Here is a 17,066-nt window from a genome sequence, read left to right on the forward strand (position 1 = left end):
GGTCGATTCGGCTGCGGCGCGAATCGACTCAGCCCGCGGCCACCATGGCCGCGGCGAACAGCGCGGCGATGATGGTCAACGCCATGACGGCGAGAATCACCCGATGGCGGCGCTCCGGTGGTTCGGCTCCCGGCGAAGTCGGCTGATCGGCCATGGTCCTCATCTCCTCAGCGGAATAGGCGGGGCGACCGGTTGGTCGTAGTCCGGTGGCTCCCAATAGGTTTGCAGTCCGCGACGGTACGGCATGATCTCGCCCGCCTCGCGGGCAATGCCCAGAACCGCCGGATGATCGATGACGAAACGCACGACACGCTCGACTTCCGGACCGGTTGTCAGGCGCAGACCGGTCCGGGTGACGCGCGGAAACGCGCGGGTGAACAGGTAGGCCAGCCAGGATTCCAGCCGCATGGGCACCACCGCGCGGTCGCGGCGCACCGCGTCGACGATCTTGGCGCCTGCCTTGTCCGGATGCATGCCGAGCAGGGTCATCGCCTTCACCGCGATCTGCCTGGCGATGGCCACCTGTTCGGGTGTCAGGGAGGCCAGGGTCGCGGTGGCGGGCAGATTGGTGGCGATGAGCCCCGGGCACACCACGGTCACGCCGATATCGTGCACCGCCAGCTCCGCGCGCAGCGTCTGGCTGAAATGTTTTACCGCGGCGTTGGTTACGGAGTAGGGCGTGCCCAGTCGCACGGGCGTGAAGCCCGCCATCGAGGACATATTGACCAGATGGCCACCCCGCCCGCGTTCGGCCATCTGTGCCCCGAACAGGCGGCAGCCGTACACAACCGCGGTCAGGTTGACGTCCATGATGCGGCGCAGATCGGCGGGCCGGATGTCGAGGAACGGCCCGCCGACCAGGATTCCGGCATTGTTCACCACCACGTCGGGGACGCCGTGGTTGCGTTTCACATGGTCGGCGAGATCTCGCATGGAGGACGTGTCGCCGACGTCCAGCGCATACGGGTAGGCCAGTCCGCCGGCCGAACGAATCTGTGCCACAGTGTCTTTCGCGGTGGCGAAGTTGATGTCGGCGACGATCACCTCGGCGCCGTGGCGCGCCAGCGCCTTGGCGGTGCCGCGGCCGATGCCGCTGCCCGCTCCGGTCACCACTGCGACCCCCGGATGGAAGGGTTTCACGCTTGTTCTGCTCCTCGGCCCGATGCTCCGGAGTGTACACTGTCTGGGACAGTAAGCGCCAGATATGGCTTGCGGGCCGCGAGGGGAACCCAATGACAGGCTTCGAGCACGAAGTTGTCGTCGTCACCGGTGCGGGCGGCGGTATCGGCCGCGCGACCGCGCAGCGTTTCGCCCGTCGGGGCGCGGTCGTGGTCGTCGCCGACATCGACAAGGAGCGCGCCGATCAAACGGTCGAGACCATCAGCGAATGCGGCGGGGACGCAACACCTTACGCGGTGGATGTGGCCGACGGAACGGCCATGGAGAGTTTCGCCGAGGATGTGCGCGCCGAGTTCGGCACGCCCCGGGTACTGGTGAACAATGCCGGATTCACCACGGCCGGACCGTTTCTCGAGCACTCACTCGAGGACTGGGAGCGGCTGCTGGGCGTGAACGTGTGGGGGCTGGTGCACGGCTCCACCTACTTCGGCCGGCAGATGGTGGAGTCCCGGCGCGGCGGCCGGATCATCAATGTCACCTCGGTGGCGGCCTTCGCGCCGATTCCGCTGAGCACCCCGTACTGCACCACCAAGGCCGCCGCGCAGATGCTCACCGAGGGCCTGCGGCTCGAATTCGCCGGTACCGGAGTGGGAGTCACCGCCATCTGCCCGGCCCTGGTCGACACCGGCATCTACGACGAGGGCGAGGTGGACGGTGCGGACGAGGCGGCCGTCGCGCGCACGCTGAGCATCTCGTCGCTGGCGCAGCGGTTCGTGGCGCACAGCCCCGACAGCATCGCGCGCACCATCGTGCGGGTGGCCGCGCGCAATCCGGCGGTGGTGCCGACGCCCATCGAGGCGCGGGCGCTGTACCTGGCCACCCGGGTGTCACCGGGCGGCGCGCGGCTGGCGGCGCGAGTCTTCCAGAACGACAGCATCACCGGGCTGCGCGGGCGGGTGCTGCCGCGGGTCCTGGAACGCGTCGACGCCTATCTGGAGAAGAAGCTGGAGCAGCGGGGGCCGTCGGACTGAGCGGAACGGCCCGGCCACCGAGGGGTGCCGGGCCGTTCGATCACCGTGCGCGGCAGTGCTTGTCGCGCCGGACGTCAGTATTTGCCGAACAGCACGGCGGCATTGTGCCCGCCGAACCCGAACGAGTTGTTCAGCACGAAGTCCACCTGCCCGTAGCGCGGCTTGGTGTGCACGACATCGAGATCGATCTCCGGATCCTGATTGTCGAGGTTGAGCGTCGCCGGAATCACCTGATCGCGCAGGGTCAGCACCGACAGCACCGCCTCCAGCGCACCCACCGCGCCGACCGAATGCCCCAGCGCGGATTTCGGCGCGTACACCGCCGGATGGTTCCCGACGGCGGCCGCGATGCCCTTGGCCTCGGCCAGATCTCCGATGGTGGTGCCCGTGGCGTGCGCGTTGACCGAGTCGATCTCCTTGCGGCCCACCCCGGCGGTTTCGATGGCCCGCCGCATGGCCCGCGCACAGCCCAGCCCCTCCGGATCGGGCGCCACCAGGTGGTATCCGTCCGCGGTGAGCCCGGCCCCCAGTAGTCGCGCCAACGGCACGGCCCCGCGCGCCAGCGCATGGTCCTCGGACTCGACCAGCAGCAGGGCCGCGGCCTCGCCGAAGACGAATCCGTCCCGATCCCGGTCGAACGGGCGCGAGGCCCGTTCCGGATCGTCGATGCGCGAGCTCAGCGCCCGCGCCATCGTGAAGCCCGCTATCGCAACGGGATTGATGTAGCCCTCCACGCCGCCGGCCACGATCATGTCGGCTTCCCCGAGCACGATGGACCGCCACGCGTGCACCAGCGCCTCGCAGCCGGAGGCGCACGCGGACACCGGCGTCACCAGGCTCGCCCGCGCCCCGATCTCCAGTCCGACCACGCCGGATACGCCGTTGGGCATGCTCATGGGCACCGCGAACGGCGACACCTTGCGGTACCCGTTGCGCATGGCCTCGTTGGCGTCGACGATGGCGTCCGCGCCGCCGAGTCCGGTGCCGATGCACACGCCGAGCCGGTCCTTGTCCACCTCGGGCGTTCCGGCGTTGTCCCACAGGCGTTTTCCCATGGCGTACGACATCTGCTGCACATAGCACATGCGCCGCTTGCGAATTCGATCCAGTTCCGTGGTCGGGTCGGCGACCAGTTTGCCGCCGATGCTGGGCGGCAGATCGGTGGCCGCGATCTCGGGATCGTCCAGGGCGCGGATACCGCTCGCGCCGGAAAGCAATCCCTGCCAGGTGCCTTCGGTATCGGGGGCGATCGAGGTGGTGATTTCCACCGCCGTGATCACCACATTCCGGAATCCGCCGTACCGGGTGGAAAAGTTCTCCAGTGTTCGCACTCAGTCAGTCCTCACTGTCAATCCCACAGGCTCGAGCATGGCAACGCCGGTAGATCGGGGGAGACGTCGTTGTCTATCGTCGCGTGCATGGTGGGCGACCAGGTATCGAGCGCGGCAAGGAAATTGCGCGCCTGCGCCAGCGTAGCCCGAAAATCGAGGACCAGCAGACCGGAGCGGACGCGCAGATGACATAGGCGATGCGATTCCGGCGGGTGGCGTGCGGACATGGCTGGTCCTCGTTTCGATCAGATTCGCGCCGCCAGACCCTTGATGCCGAGGGCGGCGAAGGGGCGGACGAACGGGGCGGTCCAGCGCAGCGGGACGAAGGCCCCGAACCGTGGGCGGAAGGCGAGAGTCCAGGTCAGCGTGGTTCCGGTCTCGGTTTCGGTGAGCTGGTAATCCTCGACGAAGGACCTGAGCACCAGGGGGACGGACGCTTTCGTGCCGGTGACGCTCAACCGGCTACCCGGGTTCATGATCACCACGCGCTCCTCGGCCGCCACCACCGTGCCGTCGAAGGTGCGCAGCGCGCCTTCCCGCCGGAAGTCGTCGCGATACCGAATACCGTTGATCAGCGGAATCCAGGAAAAGGTGCCGTTGAGTTGTAATGCGTCCCAAACCTTGTGCGGCGGATACGGGAATTCCCGTGCCGCGGTGACCGCGAAAGTCGCTCCCTCGGTGAGAAACTCGTCGACGAATTCCGCCGCGATCGGTCGTAGTTCATAGCCTCCTCCTGCCAGCGCCTTCTTGGTCCAGGACCGCATGACCAGCAAGGCTGTTCCGGCGGCGATGGCTCCGAGAACGACGACAACGGCCGCGACGATGACAATGGCGGTCAGATTCACAGAGGCGCTTCTTTCTCATGGTTTCCGGCTGAATGCGTAGTCGTCGAAGGGGAAGTGCCGGTTGGCGTGGCGGGCCGCGAAGAAGCCCGAGGGGCGGATGTAGGTGGTGTCGCCCTGGGAGTTGCGGTAGTAGGTGGGCACGTGGGCGTTGAGTTCAGCCAGGTAGTAGCGCAGTGCGGCGGCCCTGCGGTGGACGCGGGCGTGGTAGGCGTCGTGGACCTCCTGCCGGACCTCCATGGTGGTGGCCCCGCGGCGGACGGCCTCGCGGATGGCGCGCACGGCGTGATCGGCGGTCATCTCGACGAAGGCGTGCCAGCCGGAGCCGGTCCAGGAGTAGGGGCCGACGAGCGTCCAGCGGTTGGGCAGGCCGGGCACCGACACGCTCTGGTACGCCTGCAGGCCGTATTCGGTCCAGAACTTGCCGAGGTCGAATCCGTTGCGCCCCACAATGGTTCCGGGCCGGTAGGTCTCGGGATCGGAGAAGACCTCGTACCCGGTCGCCAGGACGATCATGTCCGCGTCGTGGTCGACGCCGTCGACGGTGCGGATGCCGTATTCGGTGACGCGCTCGATGGGCTCGGTCACCAGCGCGACGTTCGGCCGGTTGAAGGCGAGCAGATAGCCGGTGGAGATGGTGGGGCGTTTGGCGATCGGACCGTGCGTGGGGGTGAGGCGGTCGGCGGTGTCCCTGTCGCGCACCATCATTCGCAGATAGCGGCGGTAGCCGGCGATGGCGGCCCGGTCGAACGCCCGCATGACGGGTTTCGCCGACCACAGCGGTGCGGCCGTGCCCACCCGCAGGACCAGGTCCACGCCGGCGAGTACGACGCCGTGGCCGAGGGCCACCAGGCCGGGAACGGCGAGCAGGCGCTGCACCGCGGCGGGCACGGTGACATCCGGTTTCGGCGCACACCACACCGGTGTCCGTTGGAAGACCTCGAGATTCGCGACCTGCGCGCAGATGGCGGGCACGATCTGCACCGAGCTGGCGCCGGTGCCGATGACGGCCACCCGCTGACCGGCATGGTCGTAGCCGTGGTCCCAATCCGACGGGCGCTGGATCCGGCCGCGGAATGTGGCGAGCCCGGGGATGCCGGGATCGTCCTTGGGGCGGATGAACGCGCCGACCGCGCTGATCACGAAACGCGCGGTGACAGTGGACCCGTCGGCCAGGTGCAGCACCCACAGCTCGCGCTCGTCGTCCCATTCCTCGCGCAGTACCTCGGTGTGGAAGCGCAGGTGCGGGTACAGCCCGAAGCGCCGCGCCACGTCCATGTGGTACTGCCGGACCTCCGCGCCGTACGGAAACACTCTGCTCCAGTTCGGGTTTCGTGCGAAGGAGTACTGGTAGGCGACGCCGGGGATGTCCACCCCGAGTCCGGGGTAGTGGTTCTCGTGCCAGCTTCCGCCCACCTCGTCGGCGCGTTCGAGGATGATGAAGTCCTCGAGTCCGGACTTCTTCAGTTTGACGCCGGCGGCGATCCCGCCCGGTCCCGCGCCGATCACCGCGGTGGTGACATCGGGGGTGTCGGGGTCGGTATGGGAGGTGTGCGCGAGGGTCATGGCTGCGCCCTTCGATCCGGCGGGCTGATGCGCGTCCCGGCGGGGCCGCGCTGCCCCAGAACTATCGTCCCAGACAGTCTAGCTCAGCTGTCTGGGACATCGTACTCTCGGTGGCAGGGCATCACCGAGGAGGAACAATGACCGTTGCGCTCCCCAGGTCCATCCGGCTGCTGGCCGGGGCCGCGAGTCCGGGCATCGCCGACCGGCGGCTGGAACCGGCGGTCCACGGCCGGATCGTGCTGGTGACCGGCGCGTCCTCCGGTGTCGGCTGGGAGACCGCGCTGCGGCTGGCCCGCGCCGGCGCGATCGTGCTCGCGGTGGCCCGGCGGGCGACCCTGCTCGACGATCTGCGCGAGCGCGCCGCCGCGGCGGGCGGCGTAGTGCATCCGTATCCGGCCGATCTCTCGGATATGGACGCCTGCGCACAGCTGGCGCGGCGGGTGCTCGTCGACCACGGGCACGTCGACGTCCTGGTCTGCAATGCGGGCAAATCGATCCGGCGCTGGCTCACCGACTCCTACGACCGCTTCGACAACTTCGAGGACACCGCCCTGGTGAACTACCTCGGACCGGTCCGGTTGATCATGGCTCTGCTGCCGTCCATGCGGGCGCGCGGACAGGGGCACATCGTCAATGTCGCCACCGCGGGCGTGCACATGCCGGCCGTGGAGTGGACCGCCTACATCGCCTCCAAGAACGCCCTCGCCACCTGGTTGCGCGGTGCGGGCCCGGAACTGCGCGCCGACGGCATCACCACCACCAGCATCCACCTGCAACTGGTCATGTCACCCATGCTCGGCCCGTTCCGCGTGTACCGCTACGGACAGCTCGTGGGCATGCGGCCCGAGGAGGCCGCCGGCATGGTGTGCCGGGCGATCGTGGACCGGCCCTTGGCGATTCGGCCCTGGTGGGAGCGCGCGGGCGTGCCGATGATGTACGCGCTGGAGAACTTCCGTGCCGTCGAGAACGCCAAGACGCTGTATGTGAAGCTCGCCAATCCGGCGTCGCGGCCCGGCGGCCGGGCCGGTGCGGCCATCGAAATCGTCGAGGGCACAGCGCATTTCCTCGACGATCTGGTCGGGCAGGTGGGCGAGGGCTACCGCGCCCGGCTGCATCGCGTGCTGCCGCGGCCCGCCCGGCTGCCGCACACCGTGGCCGCCCTGCGCGGCGGTGTGGCGCTGTCCACCCTGCTCGCGCTGTTCGCCGTGCGCTTCCCGGACCGGGCGGCCGTCATCGACGATTTCGGTGAGATATCCGCCTGGGACCTGAACGATCGGGTCGAAAAGCTCGCCGCCGCAATGCGACAGCGCTGGGGGCTGGGCCGGGGCAACCGGGTGGGCGTGCTGTGCCGCAATCACCGCGGCTTCGTGGAGGCGTTGCTCGCGGGTGCGCGGCTGTCCGCCGACGTGGTTCCGCTCAACTACGGATTCGCGGGCCCGCAACTGGGCGAGGTGCTGCGGCGTGAACGCGTGGACCTGGTCTGCTACGACGCGGAATTCCATGCGGCACTGACGACTTCGGGCTACACCGGGCATCGCCTGGTGGTGCGGACCGGGGCCGACGAGCACGGGGTCACCCGGTTGCGCGAACCGGTGGCCAGCCCGACCGTGCGGGATCTCCTCGCGCAGCAGCTGCCGCCCGTGCGCACCGTCGGCTACGGCGCGACGATCGTGATCCTCACCGGCGGCACCACGGGCGTGCCCAAGGGCGCGCCCCGGCAGCTGTCGCTGCGCGAGCTGGTGCCGTACGCGCGGCGGCTGCATCCGCGAATGCTGCGGGCGCTCACCGAGATTCCGCGACTCTCGCCCATCCCGCGCGTCGGCAATCCCATGATCATCGCACCGCCGCTGCATCACGCGTACGGGCTGCTCGCCATGCTGGCCGCTTTGGCGCTGGGCTCGCCGATCATCGTGCGCCGCAGGTTCGATGCCGAACAGACGCTCGCCGATATCGAGCGGCACAGCGTCAATATCGCCTGCCTGGTCCCGACGATGATCAAGCGAATCATGGACCTGCCGCCCGAGATTCGCCGGGACTACAACTGCTCGACCCTGCAGGCGGTCCCGTGCGGCGCGGCCCCGCTGCCGCCGCGGCTGGGCACGGAGTTCATGGACGAATTCGGTGATGTGCTGTTCAACGGCTATGGCTCCACCGAGATCGGACCCGGGGCGGTGGCCACCCCGGCGGATCTGCGCGCGGCCCCCGGCACGGTCGGCTTCCCGCCGAAGGGGCTGGTGGATATTCGGATCGTCGACGCCGAGGGCCGCGACGTGCGGCCGGGGGAGAGCGGGCGCATCGTGAACCGCAATCCGGTCGTATTCCGCGGCTACAGCGGCGGCGGCCGGAAGGAGGTATTGCCCGGCGGCTATATGGATTCCGGCGATATCGGCCATTTCGACTCCGCCGGAAGGCTTTTCATCGACGGCAGGTCCGACGACATGATCGTCTCGGGTGGCGAGAACGTCTTCCCGCAGGAGGTCGAGGAGCACATCCTGAGCCATCCGGAGGTGGCCGACGCCGGAGCCGTCGGCGTACCCGATGACGAATTCGGTCAGCGCCTGGCCGCTTTCGTGGTCCGCAAACCCGGTACCGAGGTGACCGGCGACGAGATCCGCGCGTTCGTGCGCGGTGGACTGGCCAATTACAAGGTGCCGCGCGAGGTCGTGTTCGTGGCTGAACTGCCGCGCAGCACCACCGGCAAACTCCGGCGCGCGCAATTGCTCACCCTCGCCGCGACGGCCGGTATTCGCACAGCGAGCTGACCGGCGGAGCGTCAGCCCGCTCGACAACCACGCGGCCGGGAATTTCGAGTTAGCCGTGGAATAGCGGATACGATGCCAAGAGGTATCGGAGTTCGTATCCGCCCCACCACTCGTGAGGATCTGGCATGGGATTCGCGCGTCCACACCCCGCCCGCACCACGACGACGCTTGCGGTAGCCGCCGTCGCGGTGCTGGCGGCGGGCTGCGGATCCGAGCCCGACAGCGCCCCGGCCGCGCAACCGACCACGACCACCCTCGCCCCGGGCCAGACCGACTGCCTCGCCGGAGCCCGCGAGATCACCGCACTGCGGCCCACCTTCGACCAGCTCACCGAGCGGGTGCAGGGCATCAGCGCGGCGGCGGGACGCAACGATCTCCCCGATATCCGGCAGCGCACCGCCGACGGCGCGCGGCTGGCGCAGGAGATCGTCACGGGGGTCGACGCGAGCGTCGCCGGTATGCGACCGGCCATCGCGCGCGACGCGTTCGCGGCGATATCTGTCTCCGCCGGGCAGGTGCGCGATGCGCTGCACGGACTCGAAGCGGCCCTGGACGCGCCCGCGACGGCCGATCAGGTCGGCCGGGCGCTCGACGAATCCTTCGCCGGGCTCAATCATTCGATGCTGGTGATGACCGTGGCCTGCCCGATCTCCTACGGCTCACAGATCCGGACCGAAACGGCCACGCCCTCCGGTACGGCCACTTCCGCGCCGAGTACGACGGGACGGTGACTCGCCGATGAGCGCACGTGACAGGTTGTCCACCCGGCTCACCGCGGCGGTCGCGGTCCTGCTGTTGATCGTGGTCGCGGGAATCGTGTGGGCGGTGTCGAAAGCCGCGCGGGACAAGGACTCCGGCGCGGCCGACCGGGAACGAGCAGCGCTCGCCGCCGGGCCCGCGCCCTTCGAATCCGGCCGGCTGCGCTTCGGGGATCCCGCGGCCCCGGTCACCCTCGTGCTGATCGAGGATTTCCAGTGCCCGTTGTGCAAGAGTCTCGACACCGTCTCCGGCGCGACCATCGACGCCGCGGTGGAGGACGGGAAAGCCGCCATCGAATACGACATCGTGGCGGTGCTGGACGCGGAATCCACGACCGAGTACTCCTCGCGCGCGGCCAATGCGAGCGTCTGCGTGGCGGTGGCGGACAAGGAGAAATGGCGGGCCTTCCGCGCGCTCGCCTTCCAGCGGCAGCCGGCGACCGGCAGCGCGGGGCTGGGCGATGCCGAATTGATCGACCTGGCTCGGCAGGCGGGGGTCGTCGATCCGGGGCTCGACGAATGCGTAACCGCAAGGCGGCACCGGGATTTCGTCGCGGCGCACACTCGCGCGGATGTCGCGGGCGGCCTGCTGCGCGTTCCGATGCTGCTGGCCGACGGTACCGAGGTGGTCAGCCCGACGCCGGAAGGTATTACGGCCGCGGTGAAACGCTGAGCCGGGCCGCCAGTCCGGCGCCGGCGCGGACGGTCCGGAGTTTGGTCAGCTGCCACAGTCCCAGTAGCGCCGCCGCGCCCGCGGGCAGGAACAGCGCCGTCGAGGTGAGGCCCAGCGCGGCCCAGCGGGGCATCCAGGTGTCGAGTAGTTCCACGAGCGCGCCGAGCAGGTAGAACCCGCCGAAAAACACTGCGGCGGAGGCGAATCCGAGCAGGGTGAGAACGATGACGGCGCGCACCGCCTCGCGGAGCACGACGGCTCCGGCGCGGCGCAGGGCTGGACCCGCCCAGGCCCCCAGCTTGGCGACCAGGTGGATCACCACCCGTTCGACCGGCCCCGGCCGGACCTCGGCCACGCCGTCGTAGGAGCGCGTGTAGCCCGCCATATGTGACCCCTCTGTCTTCGTTCCTCGGCCGGGGCATCGCCCGGTCTGTTGCATCGTAACATGATCGGATAATGTGTCTGGGACAGCAGGGTTGTCCTGTTCGACGGCGGTATTCGTGATGAGGACGGGTCACGGCAAGTCGTCGTGAGGCCCCGTGGCCTGATCGGCTGGGACAGGATCCCGTTCCGACTCGGCTGCCGGACTGCTGTACTGATTCCGCTATCCGACGTCACCGATGCCAGGGGGGCATTCCATGAGCTCAGCTCCCATCCTGCCGCGCCGCTGGACCGTGGCCGACATTCCCGATCAGACCGGCCGGACCGCCGTGATCACCGGCGCCAACAGCGGTTTGGGCCTGCGCACCGCGGAAGCCTTGGCGGCCAAGGGCGCTCGCGTACTGCTGGCCTGCCGCAACGAATTGAAGGCCGCGACGGCGGTGGAGGCCGTGGCGGCCGCCGCGACGGGCCCGAAACCCGAAGTGCTGCCCCTGGATCTGGCCGATCTGGCCTCGGTGCGCCGCGCCGCCGACCATATCGATGTCAGCGTCGGCGCGGTGGATCTGCTGGTGAACAATGCCGGGGTGATGGCGGTGCCGCGCTCGCGCACCGCCGATGGATTCGACGCCCAGTTCGGCACGAATCACCTGGGCCACTTCGCCTTCACGGGCGCGATCCTGCCCGCCCTGCTGCGCGCGCCCGAACCGCGCGTGGTGACGGTGTCCTCGGTCGCCGCCTGGGGTGGCGTGATCAATCCGCTGGATCCGAACTGGCGGCTGCTGTACCTGCGCTGGCCCGCCTACTCCCAGTCCAAGCTGGCCAATCTGCTGTTCACCGCCGAGTTGAATCGCCGGGCGCGGGCGGCCGGCACCGCGCTGACGGCCGTCGCCGCGCATCCGGGCCTGTCGGCCACGCACCTCTACGACCGCAATGGTGAGCGCGGCGTGCTCGGCGCGCTGGCCGCCGTTCCGCAGCGGGCTCTGTTCGCTCTGGCGCAGTCCGACGGTATGGGCGCACTGCCACAGCTCTACGCCGCGACCGCCCCGGCCCTGCCCGGAAACACCTATCTGGGACCGGGATTCGAGATCGCCGGATATCCGCGCCGCACGGTGCGAAATCCGCTCGCCTACAGCCGCGCCTACGCCCGCTGGTTGTGGCGGCTGAGCGAGCGGCTCACCGGCGTCGAGTACGGGTGGCCGCCCGCCTCCTGACTCCGGGTACGGGTGGCGCTGCTCAGTCGCGCAGGGTCGCGGCGACCACGGCCGCCAGGTACTCCTGTCCGGCGGCGTTGGCGTGCAGGGGAACCGAGGCGCTGCCGGGTCTGGGGCCGTTGACCCAGCGCGCCTCGGCGGGGGCGCACATATCGTGGCCGGTCGTGCGGAAGTTGTCGGCGAAGCGGGCGTCGTGGGTCAGTGCGGTCTCCCGCAGCGTGTCGGTGAGGCGTTGCTGTCCGCCCTGATCGGTGAAGCCGTAGCAGCCCGCGTTCTCGGGGAAGTAGCGCAGGTAGGTGGTGAGGACGACGGTCGCGTGCGGGGCGCGCTGGTGGATGCCGTCGAGCACCGCGCCGACATTGCGGCGTACGGTCGCGAGTTGTTCGTCGGTGATCACATTGACGTTGAACACGCCGATATCGTTCGCGCCCAGGGTGAGGGTGACCAGGTCGGTGTCCGGGGTGAGGGCGTCGAATTGGGCGGGATTGGGGCCGCCGTCCCGGCCGTACTGCGGTGCGGTCATATCGGCCGTCTTCGCGCCGGAGCAGGACGCGTCGGCGAATTCGGCGACGTTCAGGGTGCGGGCCAGGACCGAGGGGTAATTGTCCTGGGCGCGAGCGCAATACGGCGGGCTGCCCGGTTGCAGCCGGTCCAGTGAGCCGACCGCGGCCCCGGAATCGCCCAGTGCCACATAGCGGTGGACCGCGGGCGGTGGCGGGGGAGGCGTGGCGGCGGCGGTGGTCGGCGCGATGACGGCGGCCAGGGCCAGCGGCACGATCGCATGTCGGAGGGTGGCTGCGCGCACGGATCTCTCCTCTCGGTCGGATCCTACGCGGTGAAGGTGACCCGCCCATCCGGCGCAACAGTGGGCATGCGCCGGCAACAGGAGGGTTGTGGGCGGGTCACCTTCGAACCGGGCGTCGTGACCGGCTGGGGTACGCAGCGAGTCCGGCGCCCGGTAGCTATAGCCTAAACTGTCTCAGACAATCCTGCAATCGATTGGGTCACCCTGCCGTGGAAAGGATTTCGCGCACCTGCTCGGACCGGAAGAACGGTTCCACGCGCGCCCGCACCAGATCCGCCAGGATGCCGTCCTGCTCGGCCGCCTCGATGACCGCCGGTGCGTAGCGGCAGAATTCGTCCCGGAGGAATTCGGGGCTGATGCCGATCTCCTTCACCAGCCCGGCCACGGTGTAGTCCCCGTAGTGCTCGAGCAGAATGCCGACGACATCTCCGACCAGATCGCTCAGGTACTCCGGGTTCTTGACCGTGGTGACCAGATCGAAGACCGCCGCGATGAGCGCGCGCAGCTCCTCGAGTTCGATGAACCCGCGCAGATCGCTGACCGGCTGCTCGGCGAACAGGTCGTACACCTCCATGGCGGCATCGGCGATCGGAGTCTCCTTGATGACGGTCAGGATGGCGTGATTGGTGCGCCGCACCGCGTACTGCGCGGCGGCCGCGGTGGCGTCGCCGAGGCGTTCGCCGAACGCCTTGTCCCCGGCGCTGAGCACCCGGCCGACGGTCCGATCCCCCAGGGAGAACGCCGATTTCATCATCGGCAGCCGTTCGGCCCGGGTGCGGACCGCCTCGCCCGCGCCCGAGACGATCCGGTTGACGAAGGTGGAGGCGACGGTCGCCACCATGGGGCTCTCGGCGAACCGGTCCAGCCCGCGCTCGAACATGACGTGCATACCGGCGACGGTGGCGACCAGCTTCCGCACGCCGTCGCGGTCGACGACATCGCCGAGGCGGAAGGTGTCATTGGCCGCCAGATCGTAGACGGCGTCCGCGATGGCCTCGAAGAAGTTGCGGTTCAGCGTGCTGCTGGTGAGCAGTTCGATGACCGCCAGCGTGCTGCCCTGCACCGCGGCGGGGTCGAGAATGTCGGATACCCGCAGGGATTCCTCGATGTCGAAGATATCGCGCAGCAGCGAATCGGCGTGCGCGACCAGGTTCTCCCCGCTGACCTGGTCGATGAAATACGCCACGCTCGCATCGGTCAGCCGCGTGACGACCGCGTCGACGTCGATTCCATTGCCTGCCAACTGTTCTGTCATCGGAATTCTCCCCATTCCGCTCGCCCGTAGTGGGCCCGATTCTGCGGATCAAGTGTCTCAGACAATTGCCGTTCCGGCATCCCGGCCCCGCCGCGGTCGCCGCCCTACCGGGGTGTCGCCCGGTCCCGGCGCTCGCGGATCCCGGCGATCCGGGCATCGTTGTCGGCCCGCTGCTCGGCGGTGAGCGTCCAGAGCTGATGGGTGACGACCACCTGCTCCGCGCCGCAGTCCCGGGTCAGGCGCAGCGTCGCACCGGCGCCGACGGTGAAGCCGGGTTCGTTGAACACGATCCGGCGGCCGAAGTCCAGCGGAGTGCTGCACACGTACATCAGATCCACCGTCCCCGGCGCGGAATCCGGGTTGTGACAACTGATTTCGAGCCGGGAGCCCTCGGTGTAGGTGTCCCCGCAATCGATCATCGGGGGCGGGTCCGCGGCCGCCGGGACCGCGTGGAACGGCCCCGCGGCCACGACCAGCCCGCCCAGCGTGGCGATCAGCGCAGTGCGGGCGCACCTCATGCCGACACCTCCTCGGCGGCGTGCGCGTGCCCCGGCTGCGGGCGGATCTCGTACTCCGCCAATCCGATTCGCTGGTGCAGGCGCTTGGCCCAGCCCGGCGCCCACCAGCACGCGTCGCCCAGGATGCGCATCACCGCCGGAACCAGCAGCATGCGGATGACGGTGGCATCCAGCACCAGGGCCACGATCATGCCGTAGGCGATGTACTGCATGAGCACCAGCTCCGACAGTCCGAAGGATCCGGTCACCACGATGAGCACCAGTGCGGCCGCGGTGATGATGCCGCCGGTGTGCGCGGTGCCGTAGCGAATGGATTCTGTGGTGGCCGCGCCGTTTTCGCGGGCCTCGGCCATCCGGGACATGAGGAAGATCTCGTAGTCGGTGGACAGGCCGAAGATGATGGCGATCATGATCACCAGCACCGGGAAGCACAGCGGCTGCGGGGTGAAGTTCAGCAGCCCCGACCCGTGCCCGTCGTAGAACACGAAGGTCAGAAAGCCCAGGGCCGCGGTCAGACTCAGGAAGCTGACGAAGATGGCCTTCACCGGCAGCACGAACGACCCGAAGGCCAGGAACATCATGACGAACGAGGCCAGCACCAGGATCAGCAGCAGCCAGGGCAGCCGGTCGATCACCCCGTTGATCGAATCACGTTCCAGCGCCGGTATTCCGGTGACGTAGTAGGACACCCCGTCGGGCGGTGCGATGGCGCGCAGCTCGCCGATCACCGCGTCCGCGTCGTCCTTGTCGGCCAGGCTCGCGGCGTAGACCTTGACATTGGCCCCGTCCTTGGCGACGCCCCCGGACGCCGGTTTCTGGAACTCCCCGATGATGCCCGGAACCTGGTTCGCCACAGCGGTATTCGCGGCGGCCACCAGGGCGCGTTCGGTGGCGCGGTCCGCGCCCTCGATCACCAGTTTGAGCGGGTAGACCCGTTCGGTCGGGAAGGTGGCGTCGAAATCCTGCTGTGCGACCCGGGTCGCGTTGTCCGGTGGCAGGAACTTCTCGCTGATGCCGGTGAACTCCACCTTGAAGAACGGCACGATCAGGCCCGCCAGCACCACGATGATGGGCAGCGCCACCAGGACCGGCCGCCGCATCGCCCACAGCGCCAGGCGCGACCAGAACGAGCCGTCGATCTGCGCGGCGGTTCTGGTGCGCGAGAAGCGTTCCCAGCCCAGCGCGTCCACGCGCCGGCCGAGGACGGCCAGGATGGCGGGCAGCACGGTGATGGACAGCAGCGCCGCCAGCGCGACCGCGGCCAGCGCCCCGATGGCCGCCGAGCGCAGGAACACCATCGGGAAGATGAGCACGCCTGCCACGCACACCACGATGATGGTGGCGGAGAAGACGATGGTGCGGCCCGCGGTCGCCACCGCCGTGCGCACCGCCTGTTCGGTGTCGCGGCCCTCGGCGATCTGCTCCCGGAAGCGGCTCACCATGAACAGGCCGTAGTCGATGGCCAGACCCAGCCCGATCAGCTGGAGTACCGCGTCGGCGAAGCTGTTCACCGGCATGACATCGGTGACCGCGCGCATGATGCCCCACGAACCCGCGATGGTCAGTCCGCCGACGATCAACGGCAGCGCGGCCGCCACGACGCCGCCGAAGACGAAGAACAGCACGATCGCCACCAGCGGCAGGGCGATCAGGTGCATGCGCTCGATATCGTGCGCCATGGTGAGCCCGACCGCGTCCGAGACCGGGACGCGACCGGAAACCTGTACCCCGAGCCCGGGAATGTCGAGTTTGTCCTGGATCTGGTGGTAGAAGTCCACGCTGTCCTGATCGCCGGTGCCCTGCAACCCGATGCTCACGAACGCCTTGGTCTTGTCGTCGGTGATGAACCGGGCTTTGACCAGGCTGCCGTTCCAGTAGCCGGTGACATCCTTGATCTGCGTGCGGTATTCGGTGAGCAGCCGCTGGGTGAGCGCCTTTCCGGCGTCCTCGAATTCGGGATCGGTGATCTGCCTGCCCGGCGGTGCGGTGTAGAGCGCGATCACATCACCGTCGAAGTCCCGGCCGAAGGTGTCGTCGGCGAGTTCGGCGCCGGCGACCGACTCGCTGCTGTCGTCGAAATACCCCTGCGCGGTCAGCCGGTCCTGGTATCCGAGCCCGTAGATCCCGGAAACCCCCATCACCACAACGAATCCCGCGATGACGGCGTACCGCGCGCGGTACACCCATCGCCCCAACCAGTGAAACACGTTCTGGCCTCCCCTGTTACGCCTGTCTCCCGCTTACGAGCAGGCGGGTGACTTGTAGTCGGTCTGAGCGAGCAGCCCGCAGATGTCGGCGGAGGTGATCTTCCACTCTCCGTTCACCGCAACGAGATTCAGCGGCGCGGACCGCCGGTTGCCATTGCCGTCCTTGTCCAGCCAGAACTCGGCCTCGAGCGTGTCCCCGTTGAGCACAACGGAATTCGCCACCACGCCGAAGGTGGCGCTGGGGTTCTCGTTCATGGCCTGCACCAGCGACGGCAGATCGGACCGGAACTTCTCGCCGTTCTGCACCACCGCCAACCGGGAGTCGTCGGGCACGTCCTTCTTGCCGAACAGGTTCTGCAGCTTCTGGTCGAGCTGATCGGCGGTGAGCGGCTCGGGTAGCTTGCTGTTAGCCGCAGTCGTCGCCGCCCCTGTGGTGGGGGCCACGGTGATGGTGACGTCTGGATTGCGCACGTTGCTGCCGCCGCATGCTGTCAGTGTCAGAGACAGCGCGAGGCCCGCGCCCGCCAGGAGGTACGTTGCTCTGTGCTGGATATTCACTCTTGCTCTCCCTGTGGTTGTGATCGCATCCGGCAGTTGTCAAGATGCC

Annotated in this window: 17 protein-coding genes; 5 read left to right on the forward strand and 12 right to left on the reverse strand. The window is 68.7% G+C overall.

Going from position 1 to position 17,066, the window contains the following annotated elements; all coding sequences use genetic code 11:
• Nucleotides 1-28 precede the first annotated feature (28 nt).
• Entirely contained in the window at nucleotides 29-163 is a 135-nt protein-coding gene (locus tag JK358_RS40175; protein WP_269811946.1) for a hypothetical protein, read from the reverse strand.
• The gene (locus JK358_RS31440; protein WP_201954790.1) at nucleotides 160-1,140 is read right to left on the reverse strand and encodes an SDR family NAD(P)-dependent oxidoreductase; all 981 of its coding nucleotides are present in this window, start codon (nucleotides 1,138-1,140) and stop codon (nucleotides 160-162) included. Before JK358_RS31440 ends, JK358_RS40175 begins: the two co-directional genes overlap by 4 nt.
• A gap of 92 nt (nucleotides 1,141-1,232) precedes the next feature.
• On the opposite strand from JK358_RS31440, the gene JK358_RS31445 reads away from it, so the two are divergent.
• Nucleotides 1,233-2,150 carry an SDR family NAD(P)-dependent oxidoreductase gene (locus JK358_RS31445; protein WP_201954791.1) on the forward strand — a complete coding sequence of 306 codons (918 nt, stop codon included), beginning with the start codon at nucleotides 1,233-1,235 and terminating at the stop codon, nucleotides 2,148-2,150.
• Nucleotides 2,151-2,224: 74 nt separating this feature from the next.
• Here the strand turns inward: JK358_RS31445 and JK358_RS31450 are convergent, their stop codons facing one another.
• From JK358_RS31450 to JK358_RS31465, 4 genes are read right to left on the reverse strand one after another with little or no spacing between them, the layout of a single operon-like run.
• Nucleotides 2,225-3,472 (reverse strand): KasA/KasB family beta-ketoacyl-ACP synthase, encoded by a 1,248-nt coding sequence (locus tag JK358_RS31450; RefSeq protein ID WP_232852241.1) that lies wholly within the window; start codon nucleotides 3,470-3,472, stop codon nucleotides 2,225-2,227.
• Nucleotides 3,473-3,498: 26 nt separating this feature from the next.
• The gene (locus tag JK358_RS31455) at nucleotides 3,499-3,708 is read right to left on the reverse strand and encodes a hypothetical protein (RefSeq protein ID WP_201954793.1); all 210 of its coding nucleotides are present in this window, start codon (nucleotides 3,706-3,708) and stop codon (nucleotides 3,499-3,501) included.
• Between the two features lie 18 nt (nucleotides 3,709-3,726).
• The gene (locus JK358_RS31460) at nucleotides 3,727-4,326 is read right to left on the reverse strand and encodes an SRPBCC family protein (RefSeq protein WP_307817829.1); all 600 of its coding nucleotides are present in this window, start codon (nucleotides 4,324-4,326) and stop codon (nucleotides 3,727-3,729) included.
• A 15-nt stretch (nucleotides 4,327-4,341) separates the two neighbouring features.
• Nucleotides 4,342-5,889 carry a flavin-containing monooxygenase gene (locus JK358_RS31465; RefSeq protein ID WP_201954794.1) on the reverse strand — a complete coding sequence of 516 codons (1,548 nt, stop codon included), beginning with the start codon at nucleotides 5,887-5,889 and terminating at the stop codon, nucleotides 4,342-4,344.
• 137 nt (nucleotides 5,890-6,026) lie between these two features.
• Here JK358_RS31465 and JK358_RS31470 point away from each other — a divergent pair, with 137 nt between their 5' ends.
• From JK358_RS31470 to JK358_RS31480, 3 genes are all read left to right on the forward strand, one after another.
• Entirely contained in the window at nucleotides 6,027-8,651 is a 2,625-nt protein-coding gene (locus JK358_RS31470) for an SDR family NAD(P)-dependent oxidoreductase (RefSeq protein ID WP_201954795.1), read from the forward strand.
• Nucleotides 8,652-8,776: 125 nt separating this feature from the next.
• Nucleotides 8,777-9,382 (forward strand): hypothetical protein, encoded by a 606-nt coding sequence (locus JK358_RS31475; RefSeq protein WP_201954796.1) that lies wholly within the window; start codon nucleotides 8,777-8,779, stop codon nucleotides 9,380-9,382.
• A gap of 7 nt (nucleotides 9,383-9,389) precedes the next feature.
• A complete protein-coding gene (locus tag JK358_RS31480) occupies nucleotides 9,390-10,082 on the forward strand; it encodes a DsbA family protein (RefSeq protein WP_201954797.1) in 693 nt (230 codons plus the stop codon).
• Here the strand turns inward: JK358_RS31480 and JK358_RS31485 are convergent.
• Nucleotides 10,060-10,467, reverse strand: a complete 408-nt coding sequence (locus tag JK358_RS31485; RefSeq protein ID WP_201954798.1) for a phage holin family protein — start codon at nucleotides 10,465-10,467, stop codon at nucleotides 10,060-10,062. The genes JK358_RS31480 and JK358_RS31485 overlap by 23 nt on opposite strands.
• Nucleotides 10,468-10,720: 253 nt before the next feature.
• Between JK358_RS31485 and JK358_RS31490 the strand changes: the two genes are divergently transcribed.
• The gene (locus JK358_RS31490) at nucleotides 10,721-11,674 is read left to right on the forward strand and encodes an oxidoreductase (RefSeq protein WP_201954799.1); all 954 of its coding nucleotides are present in this window, start codon (nucleotides 10,721-10,723) and stop codon (nucleotides 11,672-11,674) included.
• Between the two features lie 22 nt (nucleotides 11,675-11,696).
• Here the strand turns inward: JK358_RS31490 and JK358_RS31495 are convergent, their stop codons facing one another.
• The 5 genes from JK358_RS31495 to JK358_RS31515 all read right to left on the reverse strand — a co-directional run bounded on the left by JK358_RS31495 (nucleotide 11,697) and on the right by JK358_RS31515 (nucleotide 17,017).
• The gene (locus JK358_RS31495) at nucleotides 11,697-12,479 is read right to left on the reverse strand and encodes an SGNH/GDSL hydrolase family protein (protein WP_201954800.1); all 783 of its coding nucleotides are present in this window, start codon (nucleotides 12,477-12,479) and stop codon (nucleotides 11,697-11,699) included.
• A gap of 199 nt (nucleotides 12,480-12,678) precedes the next feature.
• Nucleotides 12,679-13,734, reverse strand: coding sequence for a hypothetical protein (locus tag JK358_RS31500; protein WP_201954801.1), 1,056 nt, complete (start codon nucleotides 13,732-13,734; stop codon nucleotides 12,679-12,681).
• Nucleotides 13,735-13,838: 104 nt separating this feature from the next.
• On the reverse strand, nucleotides 13,839-14,252 hold the full coding sequence (locus tag JK358_RS31505) for a hypothetical protein (RefSeq protein WP_201954802.1): 414 nt from the start codon (nucleotides 14,250-14,252) through the stop codon (nucleotides 13,839-13,841).
• Nucleotides 14,249-16,459: an MMPL family transporter gene (locus tag JK358_RS31510; protein ID WP_201954803.1), complete on the reverse strand. Its 2,211-nt coding sequence runs from the start codon at nucleotides 16,457-16,459 to the stop codon at nucleotides 14,249-14,251. The genes JK358_RS31505 and JK358_RS31510 overlap by 4 nt, the downstream gene beginning before the upstream one ends.
• Before the next feature lie 33 nt (nucleotides 16,460-16,492).
• On the reverse strand, nucleotides 16,493-17,017 hold the full coding sequence (locus JK358_RS31515) for an MTB12 C-terminal domain-containing protein (protein WP_201954804.1): 525 nt from the start codon (nucleotides 17,015-17,017) through the stop codon (nucleotides 16,493-16,495).
• Nucleotides 17,018-17,066: the final 49 nt, after the last annotated feature.

It is taken from the genome of Nocardia acididurans (genome assembly GCF_016741815.1).
Classification (GTDB): Bacteria; Actinomycetota; Actinomycetes; order Mycobacteriales; family Mycobacteriaceae; genus Nocardia; species Nocardia acididurans.

Bases quoted from the DNA above. Each gene is read 5' to 3' on its own strand.
- JK358_RS31445 (WP_201954791.1), top strand. From the start codon at position 1,233: ATGACAGGCTTCGAGCACGAAGTTGTCGTCGTCACCGGTGCGGGCGGC.
- JK358_RS31500 (WP_201954801.1), bottom strand. From the start codon at position 13,734: ATGACAGAACAGTTGGCAGGCAATGGAATCGACGTCGACGCGGTCGTC.
- JK358_RS40175 (WP_269811946.1), bottom strand. From the start codon at position 163: ATGAGGACCATGGCCGATCAGCCGACTTCGCCGGGAGCCGAACCACCG.
- JK358_RS31470 (WP_201954795.1), top strand. From the start codon at position 6,027: ATGACCGTTGCGCTCCCCAGGTCCATCCGGCTGCTGGCCGGGGCCGCG.
- JK358_RS31505 (WP_201954802.1), bottom strand. From the start codon at position 14,252: ATGAGGTGCGCCCGCACTGCGCTGATCGCCACGCTGGGCGGGCTGGTC.
- JK358_RS31490 (WP_201954799.1), top strand. From the start codon at position 10,721: ATGAGCTCAGCTCCCATCCTGCCGCGCCGCTGGACCGTGGCCGACATT.
- JK358_RS31455 (WP_201954793.1), bottom strand. From the start codon at position 3,708: ATGTCCGCACGCCACCCGCCGGAATCGCATCGCCTATGTCATCTGCGC.
- JK358_RS31485 (WP_201954798.1), bottom strand. From the start codon at position 10,467: ATGGCGGGCTACACGCGCTCCTACGACGGCGTGGCCGAGGTCCGGCCG.
- JK358_RS31475 (WP_201954796.1), top strand. From the start codon at position 8,777: ATGGGATTCGCGCGTCCACACCCCGCCCGCACCACGACGACGCTTGCG.
- JK358_RS31465 (WP_201954794.1), bottom strand. From the start codon at position 5,889: ATGACCCTCGCGCACACCTCCCATACCGACCCCGACACCCCCGATGTC.
- JK358_RS31480 (WP_201954797.1), top strand. From the start codon at position 9,390: ATGAGCGCACGTGACAGGTTGTCCACCCGGCTCACCGCGGCGGTCGCG.